Here is a 22,761-nt window from a genome sequence, read left to right as displayed (position 1 = left end):
CGGTTGATGGGCCGGCCCGCCGTGCTTTGGTTCGCGGGAAGAGGCCCAAAAGATATCTGAGCCCTCTCGGACTGGTATCGGAGTGGTATAGGACTGGTATAGGAAGAATCAGAATATATATGTCTACGTATGTATTCCAGTTAATAAGCAGAAGCCGCAAGTAACATCGCCTTCAAGCTTGAATGTCTATTTAAATTCAACGCTTTACGTTCATGTGCGGTCGATGGTGGTATCTGCTGGCGTCGAATCACAGTTGCAACATCAATAATAAAAAACGCCGGCTTGTCCGAGTACGTAAGGCTTTACTTTCAATTTCCCTGTAGTAATCGGATGCTGTGCCGTTATCGGTCGTCGTGTCATTTCCTGTGCTTTTCAATGCTAGGAGAACGAGATGAAGATGCGCGCTGCGCTTATCGAAAAGATCCTGATCAAGAAACTGGAAGCGAATATCAAGTGGCAGGCGATTGCCGATGCGCTCGGACTGCCCCTTGCCAAGGCCACCGCGGCATGCCTGGGCCAGATGCCGTTGTCCGAACTCAACGTCGGCAAATTGGACGGCCTGCTGAGCTTGGGCCTGACCAACACGGAAAAGCTGATTCTTCAGACGTCGCCCGACCGGGGCTCGCTGGAAGCCCTGATTCCCACGGATCCTGCCGTCTATCGCTTCTATGAGTTTCTGCTGATCTACGGGTCCACCCTGAAGCAGCTGATCTCGGAAAAATTCGGCGATGGCGTCATGTCCACTACGGATTTTGACCTGGTGGTGGACCAAACCGAAGGCCCGAGCGGTCCCCGCGTGCGGCTTCAGATGACCGGCAAGTTCATGCCGTTCACGATGAACTGAATCCCGTGCCGCGCGGGGCCGTGACAGGCGTCGCGGCCCCGCCTTTCATAGCTGGTCAGGCCCGCGAGGCCATCCCTCGATCAGACCCCTGCAAGCCCCTTCCGTCACTCACCAAGGAGGACGAGATGAGCGTCACTGTAATCCGCAATCTTGCCAAAGCGCCCGATGCAAAAACCATCGCCGACGTGGCCAAAGTCGGCCGGTATTTCCGCCATCCCGATTCCGCGCGGATCGTCTATCCCACCATCGTGCAGCAACCGCTTGGCACCTTGCCCGCCGGCAAGAACCTGCGTGTCGCGATCGTGGGCGCGGGCGCGGCAGGCATCGCTGCCTTGAACGAGCTGTCGCGCATGGTGAACGACACGACAGGGACGGTGAACGTCTCGCTGTATGAATCGGACCCGGACAGTTTCCTGTTCGATCTGGCCCGAGGCTTGACCGTCAAGGGTAAGAAGGCAGGCCGTGTCCTGGCCGTGCAGTCCGATGACCGCACGGTGTACGAGGTGGGCGCGATGCGCTTTCCGGAAAGCGCCGGCCTGACCTGGCAGTATGCGCAGCGCGTGTTCGGCGCGGCAGCGAAAGTGCAGGTGTTTCCCAACCCGGGCAAGATCGCTACGGAATTCGTATTCGGGCACCGCGCCGACCGCTACAAGGGCAATGCGTGGCAGGACCCCGATTCGCCCACGCGGGCGGTCCGCGACCTGGTGTCGTCGCGCTTGGTCGGCGACGGCGTGCCGGCGCTGCTGCCCATTGGCCCGCGCACGCCGCTCGATGTCATTCGGATTCTGACCACGGATACCAGCTCCGACGCACTGTTGCAGGAAATCGACCGGGACTGGAAACGATTTATCGCGGACAACGATGGCACCACACTGGAAGGCGCCGTGCGCACCATCATCCGGGAGTACGGCGCGTCTTTGCCCGCACTGCCGGGCCTGAGCCCCGACGATACTGAAAACTACTATGTAGAACTGTTTGCCCGATTCGGATTCGGCACGGGCGGATTCAAATCGCTGTTCGGCATCTCCATCGTCGAAATGATGCGGCTGGTCCTTTGGGATTATTCCAACGAATACACCTTGCCCGTGGTCGAGAACGTCGACTTCATCCGCCAGCTTTACACCACCACGCTGGCCAGTGCACCGGCAAATAAATTCAGCGTCACCCCGATTCAAGGTCGCGTGTCCGACGTGTTCCACCGCAAGGTTTCCGGGGCGAACACCGCCGTGGTCGCGCACTATGCGCCCGGCGGCGACAAGCTGCTGGACCAGTCATTCGATTACGTGATCCTGGCGTTGCCGCATGAACAACTGATTGGCCTGGTGACCCGGGCCGGCTATGCCACGCAGCCCAGTGCCAGCGTCACGTTCGGCGATCAGACAATGGGGCTGGAAGGACGCGCGTTTACCGACGTGTTGCCGCCCTTGCTGCTCAGCACCACCAGCGACATCCCGAACGCCCGGGCCGTCACCGCGATCAGCATGTTGCGCATGGTGCGGTCCTCGAAGATCTTCGGCACGATCAGCAATGCCGATCTGGCTAACCTGCCGATGCTGACACTACCGGGCGGTGTTTCGGAACCCATCAAGGCCGTCGTGTCCGATAGCGGCCTGGCCACGAGCTACATCGTGCCAAGCTCGATCAGCGCGGATTATTCCAGCGTGCTGGCAAGCTACACCTGGGACGACGACTCCACCCGCCTGCAACGCGACTTCGGTGCGTATCCGCAAAACCCGCCGGCAAGCGCGGGCGAAAGCGACGCCAACGGCATGTTTACGCGGATGATCAATCGCGCCGACAAGGACATCAAGTTTCCTGGCGAAGACGTCTACAAGCGCTGGTGGTTTGTCGATATCCTGAAAAAGATCCAGGTGCAGAACCGCTTTGTGTTCGACTGGACGACCAATGGTTCGGCCGGCGGCTTCAAGCTTGACCTGAGCGGTGACCACTACCAAAGCAATTTCTGCTTCCGCTATCACACGCACGCCCAGCATCCCGAGCTGGACAGCCGCTTCTTCATCGCGTCTGACAGCTTCAGCCACCTGGGCGGCTGGCTGGAAGGCGCGTTCATGAGTTCGGTCAACGCGGTGGCGGGTCTGGTGTTGGCGGCTAACGGGGGCAATGCCGCCAGCCTGAACAATGAAGCCGCCAAGGTCTTCACCACGCTGGAGTCGGTGGTCTACACCGCGCCGCCAACGCCGCCTGCGGGAAGGTCGGCCCTTGTCCGGCTCAGTCCCAACGACCCGTTGATGCGCGCTTTCAGAGAAATCTTTGCCATGTACGGCCCGACGATGAAGACGCTGCTGTCCGAACGGTTGGGCGATGGCGTGATGTCGACGACGGACTTTCGGATAAGCGTCGACCGGATTCCCCACGCGGACGGGGATCGCGTGGCAATCGAACTGAGCGGTCGCTTCGAGCCTTTCGATGCGTGACACATAACGGGCGCAATCATGCGCGCCGTGGTGGGCGCCGCAGCAGGTAAGACCAGGTCGAGGCGAACCGGCGCAAGCACGATGCCTCGACCCGTTTGTTTGTCACGCGTATCGTCTATCGGCAGGCCGACGGCGGGGCGATGCGGCCCAGGATGCGTTCAAGGGTCAGCCCAATCGCCAGCACCGCGCGGTCTGCGTTCGGCAGCGCGTCTATCTCCAAGCCCACGGGCAGGCCTTCTTTCGACAACCCGGCCGGGATGCTCAAGCCCGGCAGCCCGGCGTTGCTGCCCGGGTCCACGTTGCGGGCCAGGCGGCTGAACGCTTCGAAGCTGCTGGCCTGCGGCGTAGCGGGCAGGGGCAGGATCGGCAGCGTGGGAAACAGCAGGCCGTCCAGCCGGTGTTCCTTGAACGCGCGGCGATAGACGTCGATGAGTTCATCGCGCTGGTGCGAGATCACGCGCTCGTACAAGGGTTGCAGCGCCAGTACCTGACCATCCGGCGCGGGCAATACGCCGGGCACGATCAGGCCTTCAAAAATGCCTTTGACGTCGGGGCTGGATATCCGCGCCACCACCTCGTCAAAGCTCACGCCCGTGTCGTAGCGTTGCAGGTAGTCGGTCAGGTCCGGCTTTTGTTCATACAGGCATAGCGGCATGCCGACCGCGGCGTTGGCGGCAGGCAGCTCGGGCATGTCGATCTCCACCAACTGCACGCCCGCGTCGCGCAGCTTTTGCAGCGCGGCGTGGGTGACCTCGCGCACCTGGGGCTCCAGGTCGTTCCAGAAATAGCTGGCCAGGCCCAGGCGCACGTTTTCAGCGGCAAGGGGGGCAAGCGGTGCGTTGTCGTCGGCCAGCACGGCATCCAGCAGCACGATGTCGTCCATGCTGTTGGCAATGGGGCCCGGGGTATCGCGGGTGTGCGAAATGGGCGTGATACCCGCGCCGTCATAGCGCCCGACGGACGGCCGGAACCCAACGGCGCCGTTCACCGACGCCGGCAGCCGCACCGATGCGCCGGTGTCGGTGCCCATGGCGGCCGGCGTCAGGCGCGCGCCCACGGCGGCGCCGCTGCCCGACGACGAACCGCCTGCGATGCGGCTGCTGTCATAGGCGTTGCGCGTGCCGTCGCCCAACGGGCCGGGAAACGCGGTGTTGTAGCCCGACACGCCAAACGCCAGTTCATGCATGTTGGTCTTGCCAACGATGACCGCGCCCGCCGCGCGCAGCCGCTGCACCACCGGCGCGTCTTGCGCCGGGCGGAACGATTTCAGCGCGGGCGTGCCGGCCGTGTTGGGCAGGCCGGCAACGTGGATGTTGTCTTTGATGGCGATGGGCACGCCGCCCAACGGGCCGCCGTGCGGTTGCGCATCGTAGGCGCGGGCCTGGGCCAGTGCGCCATGGTGGTCCACGGTAATGAAGGCGTTCAGCGCGGCGTGGGCGTCGATACGGGTCAGGCTGGCCTGGGTCAGCGCTTCGCTGGACAAGCGGCCCTCACGGATCAGGGCCGCGGCCTGGCCGACGGTCAGGGCGGCCAGCACGTCGTCGCCGTGAGCAGGGGGCAAGGGCGGCGCGGACGTGGGCTGCTTGGATGAATCGGACATGGCGCGGTTCCCTTAGGCACGGTTGATGGAACCGCCATCTATACCGTTAGCGGGCGGGCGTGTCGAGCGCCGCCGCTACGCCTGCGCCGCCCAGGATCTGGTTCACCGGGGGGGCGCCGACTGTTTACCGACGGTTTGCCGACGGGGTACTGGTAAACCATGATGCCTAAAATTGGTGAACCAAATATTATTTGGTCAGACCACTTCGACCTGCCATGACGCTGCAACTCATCCCCAAACCCGAAGAGCCGGCCAGCAAGCCCGCGCCGGACCGCGCCTACGTGCGGCTGGCCGCGCAGATCCACGCCCTGGTCGCCCAAGGCGAATTCGCCGTCGGCAAGCGGCTGCCGGCCGAACGCGCGCTGGCTGAACGCTTTGATGTCAGCCGCACCGCGCTGCGCGAAGCCATCATCGCGCTGGAACTGCAAGGGGTGGTGGAAGTGCGGGGCGGGTCGGGTATTTATGTCTGCGAACCCAAGCCCGGCGTGGCCCGCCTGCCGCCCGCGCGGGAAGCGGGGGCCGGGCCGTTTGAACTGCTGCGGGCGCGCTGCCTGATCGAGTCCGAGGTGGCGGCGCTGGCCGCCACGACGCGCAGCGATGCCGACCTGGACCGCATCTTCGAGGCGCTTACCACCATGCGCGAGCAGATGACGGACAAGGCGGCCAACCAAGAGGCCGACCGGCGCTTTCACCTTCTCATCGCGCAGTCCACCGGCAATAGCGTGTTGCTGGCGACGGTAACGTCAATGTGGGACCAGGCCCAAGGCCCGATCTGGGAAAAGATAGAACAGCATTTCCATTCGCAGGATTTGCGTCAGGCATCGCAGCAAGACCATCAGCGAATTTTCAGCGCGCTGGTCGCGCGCGATGCGCAGGCGGCCAGACTGGCGATGCGTGCGCACCTGGAACGCGTCATCGGCGAATTCGCCCAGGGGTGGCGATAGCGCATCCCGTCACATAGGGGCACACCAGCATGTTGAATTGCGCAATTCATGGTGCACAGGATCTGCGTCTGGACGTACAGGCGCCTGAAGCGTTGGGCGCGACGCAGGTGCGCGTGGCCATCAAGGCGGTGGGCATCTGCGGGTCGGACCTGCATTACTACCGTCATGGCAGGGTGGGCGACTTTGTCATCCGCGAACCGCTGACGCCCGGCCACGAGGCCTCTGGCCAGGTGCTTGAAGTCGGCGCCGCCGTTACCGCCGTGAAGCCGGGCGACCGCGTGGCGCTGGACCCGGCCCGCACCTGCGGCGTGTGCCGCTATTGCCGTCAAGGCGATTCCAACCACTGCGAAGCGGTGCATTTTTTTGGTAGCGCCAGCCGCTATCCGCACATGCAGGGCGCCATGCGCGAACAGGTTGTGGTACAGGACGCGCAATGCCTGCCCGTGCCGGATAGCTTGTCGTTCGAACTGGCGGCCTTTGGCGAACCCCTGGCCGTGGCGCTGCACGCGGTGCGCAGCGCTGGCAGTCTGCTGGGCAAGTCGGTGATGGTGGTGGGGGCCGGCCCCATCGGCGCCTTGATCCTGATGGCGGCGCGGCTGGCCGGCGCCAGCCAGGTGACGGTAGTGGACATCGTGGATGAAACACTGGCCACCTGCGCCCGCGTGGGCGCCACGCGCACCATCAATGCCGCTACCGACCCCCGCGCCATCGACGCGCTTGCCGCGGGCAAGGGCACAGTCGACGTGTGCTTTGAAGCGTCCGGCAATTACGCGGGGCTGGCCAACTGCCTCCGCGTCACGCGCCCGCGCGGCGTCATCGTCACGGTAGGCACGTTGAACGGCAGCAGCGAGCAATGCCCGTTCAATCAGATCATGGTGAAAAGCCTGTCGGTGATCGGCAGCTTTCGCTTCGTCGACGAGTACGCCTGGGCGGTGGATTACCTGAGCCGTGGCGTACTGGACGTGTCGCCGCTGCTGACGGCGGTGGTGCCGGTGCGTAACGTGCATGACGCCTTCGCGCTGGCGGCCGATCGGCATTTGGCGATGAAGGTAATGGTGACGTTCTGACGCGGCCTGCTCCGGCCAACCCTATTCCTGCCCCCCGCTGTCTACTCGGAAAACCACAATGAAAATTACGAATGCACGCGTGATCGTTTGTTCGCCGGGCCGCAACTTCGTGACCCTGAAGATAGAGACCGACCAGGGGCTGACGGGCATCGGCGACGCCACCTTGAACGGGCGCGAACTGGCGGTGTCGGCGTACCTGACCGAACACGTGATCCCCTGCCTGATCGGGCGCGACGCGCATCAGATCGAGGACATCTGGCAGTACTTGTACAAAGGTGCGTACTGGCGGCGCGGCCCGGTCACCATGACCGCGATCGCCGCCGTGGACACCGCGCTATGGGACTTGAAGGCCAAGGCGGCCGGCATGCCGCTGTACCAGCTGTTGGGTGGCAAGAGCCGCAGCGGCGTCATGGTTTACGGCCACGCCAATGGCTCGGACATCGAGCACACGCTGGATGAAGTGCTGCGCTATGCCGACATGGGCTATCACGCCATCCGCGCGCAAAGCGGGGTGCCGGGGCTGGACAAGGTCTATGGCGTGGGGCGCGGCAACCTGTTCTACGAGCCCGCCGACGCCGACCTGCCCAGCGAACATGACTGGTCCACCGAAAAATACCTGCGTCACACCCCGCAACTGTTCGAACGCATCCGCGACAAGCTGGGCTTTGATCATCACCTGCTGCACGATGTGCATCACCGCCTGACGCCGATCGAAGCCGGGCGGCTGGGAAAGTCGCTGGAACCCTACAACCTGTTCTGGATGGAAGACGCGACCCCGGCTGAAAACCAGGATGCTTTCCGCCTGATCCGGCAGCACACGACCACGCCGCTGGCCGTGGGCGAGATCTTCAATTCCATCTGGGATTGCAAGGATCTGGTGCAGAACCAGCTGATCGACTACATCCGGACCACCGTGGTGCACGCGGGCGGCATCACGCACCTGCGCCGTATCGCGGACCTGGCCGCGCTGTACCAGGTGCGCACCGGCTGCCACGGCGCTACCGACCTGTCGCCAGTGTGCATGGGCGCGGCGTTGCACTTTGACCTGTGGGTGCCCAACTTCGGCATCCAGGAATACATGCGCCACACCGAGGAAACAGACGCCGTCTTTCCGCACGCCTATACGTTCAACCAGGGCATGCTGTATCCCGGCGACGTGCCGGGCCATGGCGTGGACATCGATGAAGCGCTGGCGGCCAAGTACCCCTATAAACGTGCTTACCTGCCGGTCAACCGCTTGCAGCAGGACGGCACGCTGTGGAATTGGTAGCGGCCGACGCCGCGCGGCTTGCGCCTGAGCGATTGGCCTCATTGCCCGATGCGGTGACGCGGCCCACCTATGGCCGCGCCGCCTTGCGCGTGGGCATCGTGCACCTGGGCTTGGGGGCATTCGCGCGCGCGCATCTGGCGGCGGTCAACGAGGCCGCGCTGCATGCCGGCGCGGGCGCGGGCGCTGACGTGGACGTGGACCGGGGCTTGGGCTGGGGTATCTGCGGTGTGTCGTTGCGGCAGACGGACACGCGCGATGCGCTGGCGCCGCAAGCCGGGTTGTACGCGTTGGCGCTACGCAGCGCGAGCCAGGGCACAGGTTTGGGCGCAGGCGCGGGCAGCGGCCTGCAACAGCAGATTGCGGTGATCGGCTGCCTGATCGAAACCCTGGTCGCGCCCGAAGATCCTGAAGCCGTCCTGACGCGCATCGCCCATGCGGACACGCGCATCGTCAGCGTGACCGTGACCGAGAAGGGCTATTGCCACGATCCGGCCACTGGCCGGTTGAACCTGCAACACCCCGACATCGTGCACGACCTTGCCCATCCGCTGGCGCCGCGCAGCACCATCGGTTATCTGGTGTGGGGCTTGCAGCAGCGGCGCGCGGCGGGGCGCGGCGCAATCACCTTGATGTCGCTGGACAACCTGCCCGGCAACGGGCATCTGCTGCGCGGCATGGTGCTGGCGTTTGCGCGGCAGCTTGACCCGGCCCTGGCGGCATGGATCGATGCCTCGTGCGCGTTCCCGTGTTCCATGGTGGACCGCATCGTGCCTCGTACAACCGACGAGGATCGCCGCGCCGTGGCACGCGCGCTGGGCCTGTACGATGCGTGGCCGGTAGTGGGCGAGCCCTATCTGGAATGGGTGGTCGAAGACCGGTTTGCCGCCGGCCGGCCGGACTGGGCGGCGGGCGGCGCGCGTTTCGTGTCGGATGCCGCGCCGTTTGAAACCTTGAAGCTGCGCACCGTCAACGGCCTGCATTCGGCGCTGGCCTATCTGTCGGTGATGGCGGGCTGGGCGACGGTGGACGAAGCGATGGCCCAGCCGGCGCTGAAGGCTTATCTGGCCGCGTTGATGCAGGACGAAATCATGCCGACGCTGCCCGCCTTGCCGGGCCTGGACCTGGCGCATTATCAGCAGCGGCTGTTGCAGCGCTTCGAGAACCCGGCGTTAAAACACCAGACCCGGCAGATTGCGATGGACGGTTCGCAGAAGCTGCCGCAACGCTTGCTGGACACCGTGGGTGCCCGCTTGGCGGCGGATTTGCCGATTGACAAGCTGGCGCTGGCGGTGGCCGCGTGGCTGCATTTTTTGCGCGGCGTTGATGAGGCGGGGCGGCGTTACGACATCCAGGACCCGATGGCGGCCGAGTTGGCGCAACGGCTTGCCGAGGCGGAGCGTGCCTTCGAGGGCGGCAGCGCGGGGCCGCCCGCCATGCAAGCCTGGACCGAAACGCTGACCGGCGTGACGGCGGTGTTTGGCGACCTGGGCGACGACCCGCGCTTTGTGCGGGCGGTGTCGCAAGCCGCGCATGCGCTGCGCACGCGGGGCGTGGCGGGGGCGCTGAGCACGCAGGGCCCGCTTACGTAGGCGTGCTTACGTAGGCCTGTTTCCGTATGGCCTGTTTCCGTAGGCCGTGTTCATCACCCCGGCTTCTTCACCACGATCGTCGCCGTGTCGCTGGTGAACGAGCCGTCGTCCTGCACATCGAAATGCGCGCGCACCACATCGGGCGCAATGCTGAACATATGGCGCAACGCCGCGACCAGCGTGTCCGGCGTGCGCATGCGCGTCACCCAGGTTTGGAATTCCAGCGGCAGGCGGCGCGGCGACAGGCCCAGCAAGGTGAAGCCTGCCTCGGTCAGCATCCGCGTCCATTCGGCCACGGAATAGTCGCGCACGTGGGACGTGTCGCGCAGCACTTCAATCGTTTGCAGCCAGGTGTCCAGCAGCGGCTCGCCGGGCGAGACCACGTCAGCAAACACGGCGATGCCGCCGGGCTTGAGCACGCGGAACGCTTCGCGCAGACCACGGCCGGCGTCCTGCCAGTGGTGGGTGGAATAGCGCGACATCACCACGTCGAATTCGCCATCGGCAAAGGGCAGGTATTCGGCCTTGCCCTGGCGCGTGGCCACGTTGGCCAGCCCGCGCTTGGCGGCTTCACCGGCCACCACGTCCAGCATCTGCTGGGACAGGTCGTAGGCGGTGACGGCCTGGACTTCGGGCGCCACGTGAAACGTCACGTGGCCGCCGCCACAGCCCAGGTCCAGCACGCGTGCCTGCGGGTGTTCGCGCGCGATGCCGGCCATTTGCAGCAGGTCTTCGCCCTGGGCGTGGACGGCGCTGGTCAGGTACGCCGTGGCGCGGGGGCTGAACTGGCGGTCGACGGCGGCGTCGTGGGTGCTGGCGGTCATGAAATTCCTTGGTTGGCGTTGTGCGGGGTGTAAGGTGCAGGCGCTAAGATAGGCCGGCCTTTATACACGTACAAGTCCATTGCTTATCCTGGTATGACTACTTCCCCCCAAAGCGCGGCCAACCAAGACGGATCGCCCCTGCGCCGCCAGGCGCTAGGCGAATTCGTGCGTAGCGCGCGGTCGCGCATTACGCCTCAGATGGCGGGTCTACCCGAAGGCATGCGGCGCCGCACGCCGGGCCTGCGACGCGAAGAAGTGGCGCAACTTTGCGGGATCAGCGTCACCTGGTACACGTGGATCGAGCAAGGCCGGGAAGTCTCGGTGTCGCCGTCCGTGTGGTCGCGCATCGCGGGCGTGCTGCAACTGGCGCGCGCCGAACGCGCCTACCTGTTCGACCTTGCCGACTGCGCCGACCCCCAGCACGCGCGCGATGACGCAGGCGCCGCGCCCGGCCCTTTGCAGGAATGCGTGGACGCCATCAACGCGCCGGCCTATGTGCTGGACCGCGCGTGGAATGTGCTGGCGTGGAACGAGCCGCTGCGCGACCTGTTCGACAACTGGCCCAAGCGCGATGCCGAACCGAATCTATTGCGCTACATCTTCCTGGACCCGGCCGCGCGTGACCTGGTGGTGGATTGGGATCAGCGCGCGCGCCGCGTGGTGGCGGAATTTCGTGCCGACGCGGGCGCGCATCTGGATGAGCCGGCCGTGCTTGCCCTGCTGGACACGCTGAATCGCCAAAGCCCGGTGTTCGCCCATTGGTGGACGCGCCATGCGGTGGTGGAACGCGAAGGCGGCCTGCGTGAATTCCAGCACCCCCGCGACGGCAAGCTGGCGTTTCAGCAGATCACGTTCCGACTGGCCACGCACCCCGACCTGAAACTGGTGATGCTGTTGAGCGGCTCGGCGCCTGAAGACAGATAGGTCGCGGGGCGGCGGCGAGTTGCCATTTTTTCAGCGCTTGGCCGTGCAGAACAGGCTGTCCTGCATGCCCGCGTCGACCAGCCCCTGCAATAGTTTCTTGACCGGCGCGGGCAGCGCCATGGATGCCAGCTTGTCGGCGGGCACCCAGCGTTCCGGCACGGGCGATTCGCGCAAGCTGGCGGCGCGCACGGGCACCAGCCACGGACGGATGTGCAGGCGATAGTGCGTGAACGTGTGGGCGAAAGCGGCCAGTTCGAAGCGCTGTTCCGGTTCCAGTCCCAGCGCGCGCGAGGCGGCGTCGGGGTCGCCCGCCACGTCGAATTCAGGCAGGCTCCACAGGCCGCCCCAGATGCCCGGTTCAGGCCGCTGCTGCAACAGGAAAGCGCCCTGGTGCTGCAACACCAACATGCCGGTCTCGCGTTCAGGAATCGCCTTGCGGACCTTGGGTGTGGGCAGTTCGGCCTGGCGGCCTTCACGGCGGGCGACGCAGGTGTCCGCCATGGGGCAGCGTTCACAGGCGGGCTTGCCGCGCGTGCACAGCGTGGCGCCCAGGTCCATCAAGCCTTGCGTGTAGGCGGCCATGTCCAGCCCGGGCGCCGCTTCGACCTGCGCGTCGGCCAATGCCCACAAGCGGGTTTCGACCTCGCGCTTGGCGGGGTCGCCGGCAATGCCGAAGTGGCGCGTGAAGACGCGCTTGACGTTGCCGTCCAGGATGGGCGAGCGCTCGCCGTAGGCGAACGCGGCGATGGCGGCGGCGGTGGACCGGCCGATACCGGGCAGCGTGGCGATGGCTTCGGCCGAAGGCGGAAAGCATCCGTTCCACAGTTCAGCGATCTGCACCGCGCAGCGATGCAGGTTGCGCGCGCGGGCGTAGTAGCCCAGCCCGGCCCAATACGGCATCACGTCTTCCTGGCTGGCGGCGGCCAGCGCGGCGACGTCCGGAAAACGCTGAAGGAAACGTTCGTAGTACGGGATGACGGTGGCCACTTGCGTCTGCTGCAACATAATCTCGGATAGCCAGATCCGATAGGGGTCACGCGTGTTTTGCCAGGGCAGATCGTGGCGGCCGTGCTGGCGTTGCCAGGCGACGATTCTAGGGGCGAAGTCCATGGCGGCAATTATCGCATCGCCCTATTGCCGGGGTGGGGGCGACCGGTTACAACTATCGGCACTACAGCGCACACGCGCCACGACTTCACTTTCACGGCCCTTGTTGGCCCGCGTGACCGTCAAGCGAGGCGGCTCGCGAAGCTGGAGGGGGCCTCCAGGATTTTGGAGTACACATGAATGCCCCCCTGCCAGCCGCCGTACGCACGGCGCTTGAATCCGTCCAACTTGACGACAAGTACACCCTGGAATCCGGCCGCGCCTGGATGAGCGGCATCCACGCCCTGGTGCGCCTGCCCATGATGCAGCGCGTGCGCGATGCGCGGGCGGGGTTGAACACCGCGGGCTTCGTGTCCGGCTACCGGGGTTCTCCGCTGGGTGGGGTGGACCAGAACATGTGGAAGGCGGCCAGGCACTTGAAGGCGCACCACATTGAATTTCAGCCGGGCGTCAATGAAGACCTGGCCGCCACGGCGGTGTGGGGCTCGCAACAGGTGAACCTGTTTCCGGGCGCCAAGTACGACGGCGTCTTCGGCATGTGGTACGGCAAGGGGCCGGGCGTGGACCGCTGCGGCGACGTCTTCAAGCATGCCAACGCCGCGGGCACGTCGCGGCATGGCGGCGTGCTGGTGGTGGCGGGCGACGACCATCCGGCCAAGTCTTCGACCTTGCCGCACCAAAGCGATCACATCCTGAAGGCCTGCATGATTCCGGCGCTATTTCCGTCCAGCGTTCAAGAGGTGCTGGATTACGGGCTGCACGGGTGGGCGATGAGCCGCTATGCGGGTGTGTGGGTAGGCATGAAGTGCATTACCGACATCGTTGAAGTGTCGGCGTCGGTGGACGTGGACCCGCATCGCGTGCAAATTCAGTTGCCGGAAGATTTCATCTTGCCGCCCGACGGCCTGAACATCCGGGTGCCCGACACGCCGCTGCAACAAGAGGCGCGGCTGTTGGACTACAAGCTGTACGCGGCGCTGGCGTACGCGCGCGCCAACAAGCTGAATCGCGAGCTGTGGCAGGTGCCGCAACGCGATGCGCGCTTTGGCATCATGACGTCGGGCAAGGCGTATCTGGACACGCGTCAGGCGCTGTCGGACTTGGGCTTGACCGAGGCCGTGTGCCAACGCATTGGCCTGCGCCTGTACAAGGTGGGCATGGTGTGGCCGCTGGAGTCCGCCGGCATGCAGCAGTTTGCCGACGGGCTGGACGAGATTCTGGTGGTCGAGGAAAAGCGCCAGGTGCTGGAATACCAGCTGAAGGAAGAGTTGTTCAGCTGGATCGGCAGCGGCAAGAAGATTCCCCGGGTAGTAGGTAAATTCGACGACAAGGATGGCGGTGAATGGTCGGTGCCGCAGGGCAACTGGCTGCTGCCGGCACATTACGAGTTTTCTCCCGCGATGGTGGCGCGCGCGATTGCGGCGCGGCTGCTGCGCTTTGCGTTGCCGGACGATGTGCGCGCGGGTATCGAGGCGCGGCTGCAATTCATTCAGGATCGCGAACAGGCGCTGGCACGGCCGCGCGTGGTGCAGGAGCGCAAGCCGTGGTTCTGTTCGGGCTGTCCGCACAATACGTCGACGCGTTTGCCGGAAGGTTCGCGCGGGATGGCGGGCATTGGCTGCCACTACATGGTGCGGTGGATGGACCGCAATACCGAGGTGTACACGCAGATGGGCGGCGAGGGGGTGCCCTGGATAGGGCAGGCGCCGTTCACGGAAGAAAAACACGTGTTCGCGAACCTGGGCGACGGCACGTATTTCCATTCGGGGCTGTTGGCGATCCGCGCGGCGGTGGCGGCAAAGGTGCCCATCACCTACAAGATTCTGTTCAACGACGCGGTGGCGATGACGGGCGGGCAGCCGGTGGACGGACCCATCAGCGTGCCGATGATTTCGCGGCAGATGGCGGCCGAGGGAATCGAGAAAATCGTGGTGGTGACGGACGAGCCGGACAAGTACAAGGACGCGCCGGGTTTGGCGCCGGATGTTCCGGTGCTGCATCGTGATGAACTGGACGCGGTGATGCGCGATTTGCGCGAGCATCCGGGCGTATCCGTGCTGATCTACGACCAGACCTGTGCAACGGAAAAGCGGCGTCGCCGCAAGCGCGGCGCGTATGCGGACCCGGCGCGGCGCGTGGTCATCAACGAGCGCGTGTGCGAAGGCTGCGGAGATTGTTCAACGGCGTCGCATTGCTTGTCGGTGGAGCCGCTGGAAACGGAGTTTGGGCGCAAGCGCAAGATCAATCAATCCAGCTGCAATAAGGACTTTTCTTGTTTGAAGGGCTTTTGCCCCAGCTTCGTGACGGTGGAAGGCGGCAAGCTGAAGAAGCCGCAGGCGTTGTCGCAGGAAGGCGTCGTCGACGAGGGCGTGCCGGAGCCGCGCGTGCCGGTACCGGATCACGCTTACGGCGTGTTTATCGCGGGGGTGGGCGGCACGGGCGTGGTGACGATCGGGCAGTTGTTGGGCATGGCGGCGCATCTTGAGGGCAAGGGCTGTTCGGTGCTGGACATGGCGGGCCTGGCGCAGAAGGGCGGCGCGGTGTATTCGCATGTGGTGCTGGGGCAATCGCCGGAACATCTGTTGAATACGCGCGTGGCGATGGGCGAGGCCGATCTGGTGCTGGCGGGCGACTTGGTCGTGGCGACCAGCGCGGACAGCATGGCGCGGGTGTGCCCGGGCCGCACGAAGGTGCTGTTGAACAGCGACACCGCACCCACGGCGGCGTTTGTGTCGAACCCGGACTGGACGCTGCCGGGCGCGGATCTGACGGCGGATCTGCAAGCCGCGTGCGGCAAGGACAATTTGTACGCGGTGGATGCGGCGGCGATGGCGGTGGTGTTGTTGGGCGACGCGATCTACTCCAACCCCTTGATGATGGGATATGCGTATCAAAAGGGCTGGCTGCCGTTGTCACGCGAGGCGTTGCTGCGGGCAATTGAATTGAACGGTCAGCAGGTGGTGAACAATCAGGCGGCGTTTGCGTGGGGGCGCCGCGCGGCGCACGACCCGGCGGACGTGATGCGGTTGATGGCGAACGGCGGGGTGCCGTTGGCGGGGCCGCAAGACATCATCGAGCTCAAGCGGCCGCGCAGCGCGGCGCCGGTGACGGACTTGAAAAAGCCAACCGGAGAATTGGCGCAGGTGGTGGCGGTGCGCAAGGCGTTTCTGACGCAATACCAGGACGCGGCGTATGCCAAGCAGTACACGGATCTTGTCGACAAGGTGGCGCGCGCGGAACAGGAAGCGACGGGCACGCATCGGTTGGCGGTTGCCGTGGCGCGCAACTATTTCAAGCTGATGGCCTACAAGGACGAATACGAGGTGGCGCGGCTGTATTCGGATGGGGAGTTCGTGAAGAAGATCGGGGAACAGTTCGAAGGGGACTGGAAGCTGCACTTCCATCTGGCGCCGCCGCTGTTCTCGCGGCGCGACAAGGCGGGGCATTTGGTCAAGCGTGCTTATGGGCCGGGGATGCTGAAGGTGTTCGGGGTGCTGGCGAAGATGCGACGGTTGCGGGGTACGCGGTTGGATGTGTTCGGGTATACGGCGGAGAGGCGGGCAGAGCGCGAGCTGATACGGGAGTATCGGGAGACGTTGTCGGCGATTTTGGTGAAGTTGAATCGGGGGAATCTGGAAAGGGCGGTGGCGTTAGCGCGGGTGCCGGAGGAGATTCGGGGGTATGGACATGTGAAGGAGGAGGCGGCGGCGCGGGCGGCTTTGGTGCGGGAGGAGTTGTTGAAGGAATTTAGTGCGAGGGTGGTGGCGATTGGGGTTCGGGCGGCTTGAGGGGGGCTGGGGTGGGAGTTGAGGTTGGGGGGGGATGCTGGGATTTGATGCTGGGATTTGAAGCTGGGATTTGAAGCTGGGATTTGATGCTGGGATTTAGGGCCAGGGGCGGTTTGGGTCTTTTGGAGCGGAGCAGGTTCTTTTGACGCCTGGCGCGGCGGCGGCGCGGGGCGGCGGGTCAACGATTGCGGTCCGGAGCCTTCGCTCCGGACTGCCCCGTCGTCATCTTCGTCCGCCTTCGGCTCCCTTCAGATTCCCTCGGGCTTATCGACTCCCCGCCACCCCGCGCCACCACCACGCCAGGCTGCGTCAGTTGGCGCTGACGGGGGCTGGGGAGGGGAGCGTTCTTTTGGTTCTTGCCTACTGGAGGGGTGGGGCGGAAGGGCTTGCGGGGCCCGCCCCAGGCCGGCCGCGCGGGCGGCCTTTTGGGGCTTACGCGTTTGTGGTGCGTCGGGGCGGGGGCGCTGCGCGAATGCGGGGATTGTGGTGCGTCGGGGCGCGGGCGCTGGTTTTGCGCCCCGGTCCGCCTTCAGGCGGGCGCGCTCCAACCTTTGGAGAGGTCTACAGCTTGGCGCCAGCGTTTCATTCTGGCGTCGCGTACGGCTTGGGGCCAGGTGGGGGTGAAGGTGCGTTCGGCCTGCCATTTGGAGGCGAACTCTTCCAGGTTGCTCCAGAAGCCTACCGCCAGGCCCGCCAGGCCGGCGGCGCCCAGGGCGGTGGATTCGGGCACGCGGGGGCGGACGACGGGGACGCCTAGCAGGTCGGCTTGCATTTGCATCAGCAGGTCGTTGCGGGCGGCGCCGCCGTCTACGCGCAGTTCGGTCAGCGCGATGCCGCTGTCGCCGTTCATGCAGGTCAGCAATTCAGCGCTTTGCAGGGCGATGGATTCCAGTGTGGCGCGGGCGATATGGGCGCGGGTGGTGCCGCGGGTCAGGCCCACCAGGGTGCCACGGGCGTAGGGGTCCCAGTGGGGGGCGCCCAGGCCGGCGAAAGCGGGCACCATGAAGACGTCGTCGGTGTCGGAGACGCTGGCGGCCAGGGATTCGATTTCATCGGAACGCTGGATGATGCCCAGGCCGTCGCGCAGCCATTGGACGGCGGCGCCGGCAACGAACACGCCGCCTTCCAGCATGTAGGTGGGCTTCCACTTGCCGGCGTCGGCTTGGGGCAGGCCCCAGCCCACGGTGGACAGCAGGTGGTTCTTGGATTGCACCGGTTGGTCGCCGACGTTCATCAGCATGAAGCAGCCGGTGCCGTAGGTGTTCTTTGCCATGCCGGGCGTGAAGCAGGCCTGGCCGAAGGTGGCGGCCTGCTGGTCGCCGGCGACGCCCGCAATGGGGATCGAGCCGCCCAGCCATTCGGGCAGGGCGTCGCCCACGACGGCGCTGCTGGGCGCGATCTTGGGCAGCACGCTGCGCGGGATGTTCAGCAAGGCCAGGATGTCGTCGTTCCAGTCTTGCGTGTGCAGGTCGAACAGCATGGTGCGCGACGCGTTGCTGCAATCGGTGCTGTGGACGGCGCCGCCTGTCAGTTGCCAGATCAGCCAGGTGTCGACGGTGCCGAATGCCAGTTCGCCGCGTTCGGCCATCTTGCGGGCGCCGGGCACGTGGTCCAGCAGCCAGGCAAGCTTGGTGCCGGAGAAGTAGGCGTCCACGACGAGGCCGGTGCGCGATTGCAGGAAGTCGGCGTGGCCGTCGCGGCGCAACTGGTCGCACAGCGGTGCGGTGCGGCGGTCTTGCCAGACGATGGCGCGGGCCAGCGGGCGGCCGGTGGCGCGTTCCCAGATCAGCGTGGTTTCGCGCTGGTTGGTGATGCCGATGGCGGCCACGTCGGCGGCGGTGGCGCCGGCGTTGCGCAGGGCTTCGCGGGCCACGTCCAGTTGGCTGTGCCAGATTTCGTTGGCGTCGTGTTCGACCCAGCCGGGCCGGGGGTAGTGCTGGCGGAATTCACGCTGGCCGACACCGCGGACCACGCATTCGCGGTCGAACACGATGGCTCGGGAGCTGGTCGTGCCCTGGTCCAGGGCTAGGACAAATTCATTCGTCGTCACTTTTTTTGGCGCCGTTCAGGTGTGCCCCGGCTTGCGGATCGAGGCGTCTAAAGGAAAGGGTCGAGACCATGCACATCAGCCCGATGACGATAAAGCCGGCGACGACGTCGCTGATCGCCAGCGTTTCGGCGCCGCGCAACGTCATGCTGACGTTCAGCGTCACCGCGGCCACGCCCACGCCCAGGCTGATGCCCAGTTGCTGCGCCATGGCGGCAAAGCTGCTGGCGCGGCTCATCTGGGACGGCGGGATGTCGGCATAGGTTAGCGTATTTACCCCGGTAAATTGCAGCGACCGGAAGAAGCCGCCGACAAGCAAAATGGCGATCATCAGCCACACGGGCGTGGTGGGCGTGAAGGTGGCGCAGACCATGATGAACACGCCGGTCAACAGGGCGTTTACGGTCAGCACGCGCCGGAAACCGAAGTGCCGGACGATGGGCGTGGCCACGAATTTCATCAGCAGGGCGCCGGCGGCGCTGGCAAAGGTGATGAGGCCGGCAGAAAACGGGGTCAGGCCAAAGCCCACTTGCAGCAGCATGGCCAGCAGGAAGGGGGTGGCGCCCACCGCAAAGCGGCACAGGTTGCCGCCCAGCGTCGAGATGGCAAAGGTGGGAATCCGCATCAAGGACAGGTCGATGATGGGGTGGTCGATGCGCCGGGCGTGCCAGGCGTACAGGAAACCGCACGCGGCGCCCACGGCGATCAGGCCCAGCAGCATGGGCAGCGGCATGACGTCGCGGCCGATGGCTTCAAAGCCGCTCACCAGCGCGGCCAGGCACACCGCGCTGAGCAGAAAGCCCAGCCAGTCCAGCCGCGGGGCGGATGCTTCCTTGATTTCAGATACATAGCGCAGCACCAGCGCAATACCCAGCACGCCGATGGGGATGTTGATCAGAAAAATCCAGTGCCACGACATATAGGTGACCATGAAGCCGCCCAGCGGCGGGCCGATCACCGGACCCAGCAGGGCCGGGATGGACAGGAACGACATGGCCTTGAGCAGGTCTTGCTTGGGCACGGTGCGCAGCAGGATGATGCGACCCACGGGCACCATCATGGCGCCGGCCATCCCCTGGACGATGCGGGCCACGACAAGCTGGGGCAGGTCCTGCGACAGGGCGCAGGCAACGGAACTGAGCGTGAACAGCCCGATGGCGGCCACAAATACGCGGCGCGCGCCGTAGCGGTCGGCCGCCCAGCCGCTGACGGGCACGAACACGGCCACCGAGAGCAGGTAGGACGTAATGGCCACGTTCAGCCGCACGGGGGTGGAGCCCAAGGCGCGGGCCATGGCGGGCAGGGCGGTAGCCACCACGGTGGCGTCCAGCATCTGCATGAACAGCGCGCAGCCGACAATGAAGGGGATCATGCGCGCTGCGCGCACCGCATCCGGGGTTGAAGGGGGTGCGGGATTGGCTGCGGCGACGGATTCGGCTGACATGGCGGAGGGGGGCGTTGGGTGCCTGACGATTGTAACGCCGGGGAATTGGCCCCGCGTGAAGTAAACTCGTCGGATCTGCAACCTACTGAAATTGGCGTCATGGCGACCAACTACGAATCCGAGATCACCCTTTTCCTGAAAGACTTCAAGCAGTCGCACCCTGGCACGGAAGAACGCCAGCGTGAAGGCCGCGCCCGTCTGTGGGACAAACCGCAAGATCCGGAACTGCTCGAAGGCTTCCGCGCGGCCCGCGTGCCGCAAAAACCGTACGTGTATTCGGCAGACTGATTCCCGTTGCGGCAGACATGTCCCGTAACCCTTCAGTCCCTGGCGAGGCACTGGCCAAGCTAGTGGAACCGCCTGTGGACAGCACGCCAGACACCGTCGACAGCGTGGCGTTCGCGCGCCTGTACGGCGAGCCGCTGTTCCAGATGCCGACGGATCTGTACATTCCGCCGGACGCGCTGGAGGTGTTTCTTGAGGCGTTCGAAGGGCCGCTGGACCTGTTGCTGTACCTGATCCGCAAGCAGAACTTCAACGTTCTGGACATCCCGATGGCGGATGTCACGCGGCAGTACCTGTCTTATGTGGACCAGATCCGCATCACCAATCTTGAACTGGCCGCCGAATATCTGCTGATGGCGGCCATGCTGATCGAGATCAAGTCGCGCATGCTGCTGCCGGTCAAGAAGACCGACACCGGCGAAGAGCCCGAAGACCCGCGCGCCGAACTCGTGCGTCGCCTGCTTGAATACGAGCAGATGAAGCTGGCGGCGCAAAAGCTGGACAAGCTGCCGCAACTGGGCCGCGATTTTGTCAGCAGCCAGGCCGTGGCGGACCTTAGCGTTGAACGCATGATGCCCGAGGTCAGCGTGGACGATCTGCGCCTGGCCTGGGCCGACATCATGAAGCGGGCCAAGCTGAACCAGCACCACCACATCACGCGTGAACAGCTGTCGGTGCGCGACCACATGACGCATATCCTGCGGCGCCTGAACGATGTGCGCTTCATGGAATTTGGCGACCTGTTCATGGAGCGCGTCCGCGAAGGCGCGCCGGCGGCTGTCGTCGTCGTGCATTTCATCGCCATGCTGGAACTGGCTCGCGAATCCCTGCTGGAAATCACGCAGGCCGAGCCTTATGCGCCCATCTATGTCCGCCTGGCTTACACCAGCGTGGCGGCGGTCGCGGCCTGATCCTGACCGGGCTGCCCCCAACCCCGGAGAGTTCCCTTGAAAGTCGTACACACCATCCAGGAATTGCGCGATCACCTGCGCGGCCAGAACCGCGTGTCGTTCGTGCCCACGATGGGCAATCTGCACGAAGGCCACCTGTCGCTGATGAAGCTGGCCCGCCAGCATGGCGACCCCGTCGTCGCCAGCATCTTCGTGAACCGGCTGCAATTCGGTCCGAACGAGGACTTCGACCAATACCCGCGCACGCTGGCGGCTGATATTGAAAAGCTGGAGCAGGCGCGCGACGTCTACGTGCTGTTCGCGCCGAATGAGCGCGAGATGTATCCCGAGCCGCAGAACTACCGTGTGCAGCCGCCGGACGATCTGGGCGACATCCTGGAAGGCGAGTTCCGTCCGGGCTTCTTCGAGGGCGTCAGCACGGTGGTGCTCAAGCTGTTCTCGTGCGTGCAGCCGCGCGTGGCCGTCTTCGGCAAGAAGGACTACCAACAGCTGATGGTCGTGCGCAATATGTGCCGCCAGTTTCAGCTGCCGGTCGAGGTGCTTGCCCATGAAACGGTGCGCGCGGATGACGGCCTGGCGCTGTCCTCGCGCAACCGCTACCTGACTCCGGAAGAACGCGCCGAAGCGCCCGCGCTGTATGCGGGCTTGCAGAAGATCGGCCAGCGTCTGACGCAGGGCGAGCGCAATGCCGAAGCCCTGGAGCGCGACGCCATTGACGAGCTCACCCGGCGCGGCTGGAAGGTCGATTACGTGGCCCTGCGCCGCCAGCGCGATCTGAAGCGCCCCGAGGCTGCCGACTTGCAGGCCGGCGAGCCGGTAGTGGTGCTGGCCGCCGCGAAGCTGGGCGCGACGCGTCTGATCGACAACCTGGAATTGGCCTACACGGCCTGATCCCGCATGAACAGGGTAGGGACCGCAGATTGCGGCATCCCGACCCCTGACAGAATTGCTAGCTTTCGCCGTTTTTAGGGGGAGGGCAGACTTCTTGTAATCCTACATTGCAAAAACGAGTCGCCCCATGCGTGTTCCCCGTCCCGACCTTGATGCGGCGCTTGTCGCCTTGACGCCCCGCGAAAGGCAAATCGTCGACTATGTGGCGGCCGGCAGGCCGAACAAAGTGATCGCCATCGACCTGGGTATTTCGCTGCGCACGGCGGAAGCCCATCGCGCCCGCATCTTCGCCAAACTACATACCCGCAACGCCATGGAGCTGGCCTGCCGCCTGTGCGCGCACGGCCGTTCCGGGGCGTCGCCCATTCTTGAAGCCGCGGCAGTGGATGCGGCGGTGGCTGCCGAGCGCGGTGCTGGGGTGGGTGCTGAGCGGGGCGCGGCTACGGCTTCACGGCCCGCGCTGGGTATGGCTGGAGGCAGGCCGATGACTGGCTCTCCCAGGCTGCCCGCCGACGCAAATTTGCCCATCGTCTCGCAGCCGATCGTCCCCGGGATTTATTCCGCCGCCATGTTCCCCCCTATGGCGTCCAGCACGACGCTGCACGAACCGCCGCTGGGATATGGAGTCGATCCCGCAGCCGCTGATGACCCGACGGACGACCCCACGGATGACCCGACGGATGACCCCACGGATGGCCCCACGGATGGCCCCACGGGCGACCCTGCGGACAATCATGATTAGGCGGCGCTGGGCCCAAAAAAACGCCGGGCCCGCGAACAAGGTGTTCGGC

At 65.2% G+C, this 22,761-nt stretch carries 17 protein-coding genes; 12 read left to right on the top strand and 5 right to left on the bottom strand.

Annotation, left to right across the window (positions count from 1 at the left end; genetic code table 11):
- The first annotated feature begins 391 nt into the window (after positions 1–391).
- Positions 392–844, top strand: coding sequence for a cyanase (gene cynS / locus AC6LJY_RS26920; RefSeq protein ID WP_314365398.1), 453 nt, complete (start codon positions 392–394; stop codon positions 842–844).
- A 125-nt stretch (positions 845–969) separates the two neighbouring features.
- Positions 970–3,279 carry a cyanase gene (locus tag AC6LJY_RS26915; protein ID WP_498137169.1) on the top strand — a complete coding sequence of 770 codons (2,310 nt, stop codon included), beginning with the start codon at positions 970–972 and terminating at the stop codon, positions 3,277–3,279.
- Positions 3,280–3,394: 115 nt separating this feature from the next.
- Here AC6LJY_RS26915 and iaaH read toward each other — a convergent pair whose 3' ends face one another.
- Positions 3,395–4,879, bottom strand: coding sequence for an indoleacetamide hydrolase (gene iaaH, locus AC6LJY_RS26910; protein WP_498137168.1), 1,485 nt, complete (start codon positions 4,877–4,879; stop codon positions 3,395–3,397).
- Positions 4,880–5,094: 215 nt separating this feature from the next.
- On the opposite strand from iaaH, the gene AC6LJY_RS26905 reads away from it, so the two are divergent.
- From AC6LJY_RS26905 to AC6LJY_RS26890, 4 genes are read left to right on the top strand one after another with little or no spacing between them, the layout of a single operon-like run.
- A complete protein-coding gene (locus AC6LJY_RS26905) occupies positions 5,095–5,823 on the top strand; it encodes an FCD domain-containing protein (RefSeq protein ID WP_314365391.1) in 729 nt (242 codons plus the stop codon).
- Between the two features lie 29 nt (positions 5,824–5,852).
- Entirely contained in the window at positions 5,853–6,890 is a 1,038-nt protein-coding gene (locus tag AC6LJY_RS26900) for an L-idonate 5-dehydrogenase (protein WP_498137167.1), read from the top strand.
- Between the two features lie 58 nt (positions 6,891–6,948).
- Positions 6,949–8,160, top strand: a complete 1,212-nt coding sequence (gene manD, locus AC6LJY_RS26895; protein WP_314365387.1) for a D-mannonate dehydratase ManD — start codon at positions 6,949–6,951, stop codon at positions 8,158–8,160.
- Positions 8,148–9,749 (top strand): mannitol dehydrogenase family protein, encoded by a 1,602-nt coding sequence (locus AC6LJY_RS26890; RefSeq protein ID WP_498137166.1) that lies wholly within the window; start codon positions 8,148–8,150, stop codon positions 9,747–9,749. Before manD ends, AC6LJY_RS26890 begins: the two co-directional genes overlap by 13 nt.
- Before the next feature lie 53 nt (positions 9,750–9,802).
- Here the strand turns inward: AC6LJY_RS26890 and AC6LJY_RS26885 are convergent, their stop codons facing one another.
- Positions 9,803–10,573, bottom strand: coding sequence for a class I SAM-dependent methyltransferase (locus tag AC6LJY_RS26885; protein ID WP_485801963.1), 771 nt, complete (start codon positions 10,571–10,573; stop codon positions 9,803–9,805).
- Positions 10,574–10,666: 93 nt separating this feature from the next.
- On the opposite strand from AC6LJY_RS26885, the gene AC6LJY_RS26880 reads away from it, so the two are divergent.
- Complete coding sequence (locus AC6LJY_RS26880; RefSeq protein ID WP_104144778.1) at positions 10,667–11,497, top strand: helix-turn-helix transcriptional regulator; 831 nt, start codon at positions 10,667–10,669, stop codon at positions 11,495–11,497.
- 30 nt (positions 11,498–11,527) lie between these two features.
- Here the strand turns inward: AC6LJY_RS26880 and mutY are convergent, their stop codons facing one another.
- Entirely contained in the window at positions 11,528–12,607 is a 1,080-nt protein-coding gene (gene mutY / locus AC6LJY_RS26875) for an A/G-specific adenine glycosylase (RefSeq protein WP_314365381.1), read from the bottom strand.
- A gap of 173 nt (positions 12,608–12,780) precedes the next feature.
- Between mutY and AC6LJY_RS26870 the strand changes: the two genes are divergently transcribed.
- Entirely contained in the window at positions 12,781–16,392 is a 3,612-nt protein-coding gene (locus AC6LJY_RS26870) for an indolepyruvate ferredoxin oxidoreductase family protein (protein WP_498137165.1), read from the top strand.
- A gap of 529 nt (positions 16,393–16,921) precedes the next feature.
- Here the strand turns inward: AC6LJY_RS26870 and glpK are convergent.
- Together glpK and AC6LJY_RS26860 are read right to left on the bottom strand one after the other, a co-directional pair.
- Positions 16,922–18,442 (bottom strand): glycerol kinase GlpK, encoded by a 1,521-nt coding sequence (gene glpK, locus AC6LJY_RS26865; RefSeq protein WP_498137164.1) that lies wholly within the window; start codon positions 18,440–18,442, stop codon positions 16,922–16,924.
- Positions 18,429–19,811: a DHA2 family efflux MFS transporter permease subunit gene (locus AC6LJY_RS26860; RefSeq protein WP_498137163.1), complete on the bottom strand. Its 1,383-nt coding sequence runs from the start codon at positions 19,809–19,811 to the stop codon at positions 18,429–18,431. Before AC6LJY_RS26860 ends, glpK begins: the two co-directional genes overlap by 14 nt.
- Positions 19,812–19,982: 171 nt before the next feature.
- On the opposite strand from AC6LJY_RS26860, the gene AC6LJY_RS26855 reads away from it, so the two are divergent.
- The 4 genes from AC6LJY_RS26855 (at position 19,983) to AC6LJY_RS26840 (ending at position 22,712) form a co-directional block, all read left to right on the top strand.
- The gene (locus AC6LJY_RS26855; protein WP_046807375.1) at positions 19,983–20,171 is read left to right on the top strand and encodes a DUF3460 family protein; all 189 of its coding nucleotides are present in this window, start codon (positions 19,983–19,985) and stop codon (positions 20,169–20,171) included.
- Between the two features lie 17 nt (positions 20,172–20,188).
- Positions 20,189–21,079 carry a segregation and condensation protein A gene (locus AC6LJY_RS26850; protein ID WP_046807376.1) on the top strand — a complete coding sequence of 297 codons (891 nt, stop codon included), beginning with the start codon at positions 20,189–20,191 and terminating at the stop codon, positions 21,077–21,079.
- A 36-nt stretch (positions 21,080–21,115) separates the two neighbouring features.
- Positions 21,116–21,970 carry a pantoate--beta-alanine ligase gene (panC, locus tag AC6LJY_RS26845; RefSeq protein WP_046807377.1) on the top strand — a complete coding sequence of 285 codons (855 nt, stop codon included), beginning with the start codon at positions 21,116–21,118 and terminating at the stop codon, positions 21,968–21,970.
- A 127-nt stretch (positions 21,971–22,097) separates the two neighbouring features.
- Entirely contained in the window at positions 22,098–22,712 is a 615-nt protein-coding gene (locus AC6LJY_RS26840) for a response regulator transcription factor (RefSeq protein ID WP_498137162.1), read from the top strand.
- Positions 22,713–22,761: the final 49 nt, after the last annotated feature.

The organism is Achromobacter sp. RT286_PF, from assembly GCF_059760425.1.
This window is presented reverse-complemented; position numbering and strand designations above follow the sequence as displayed.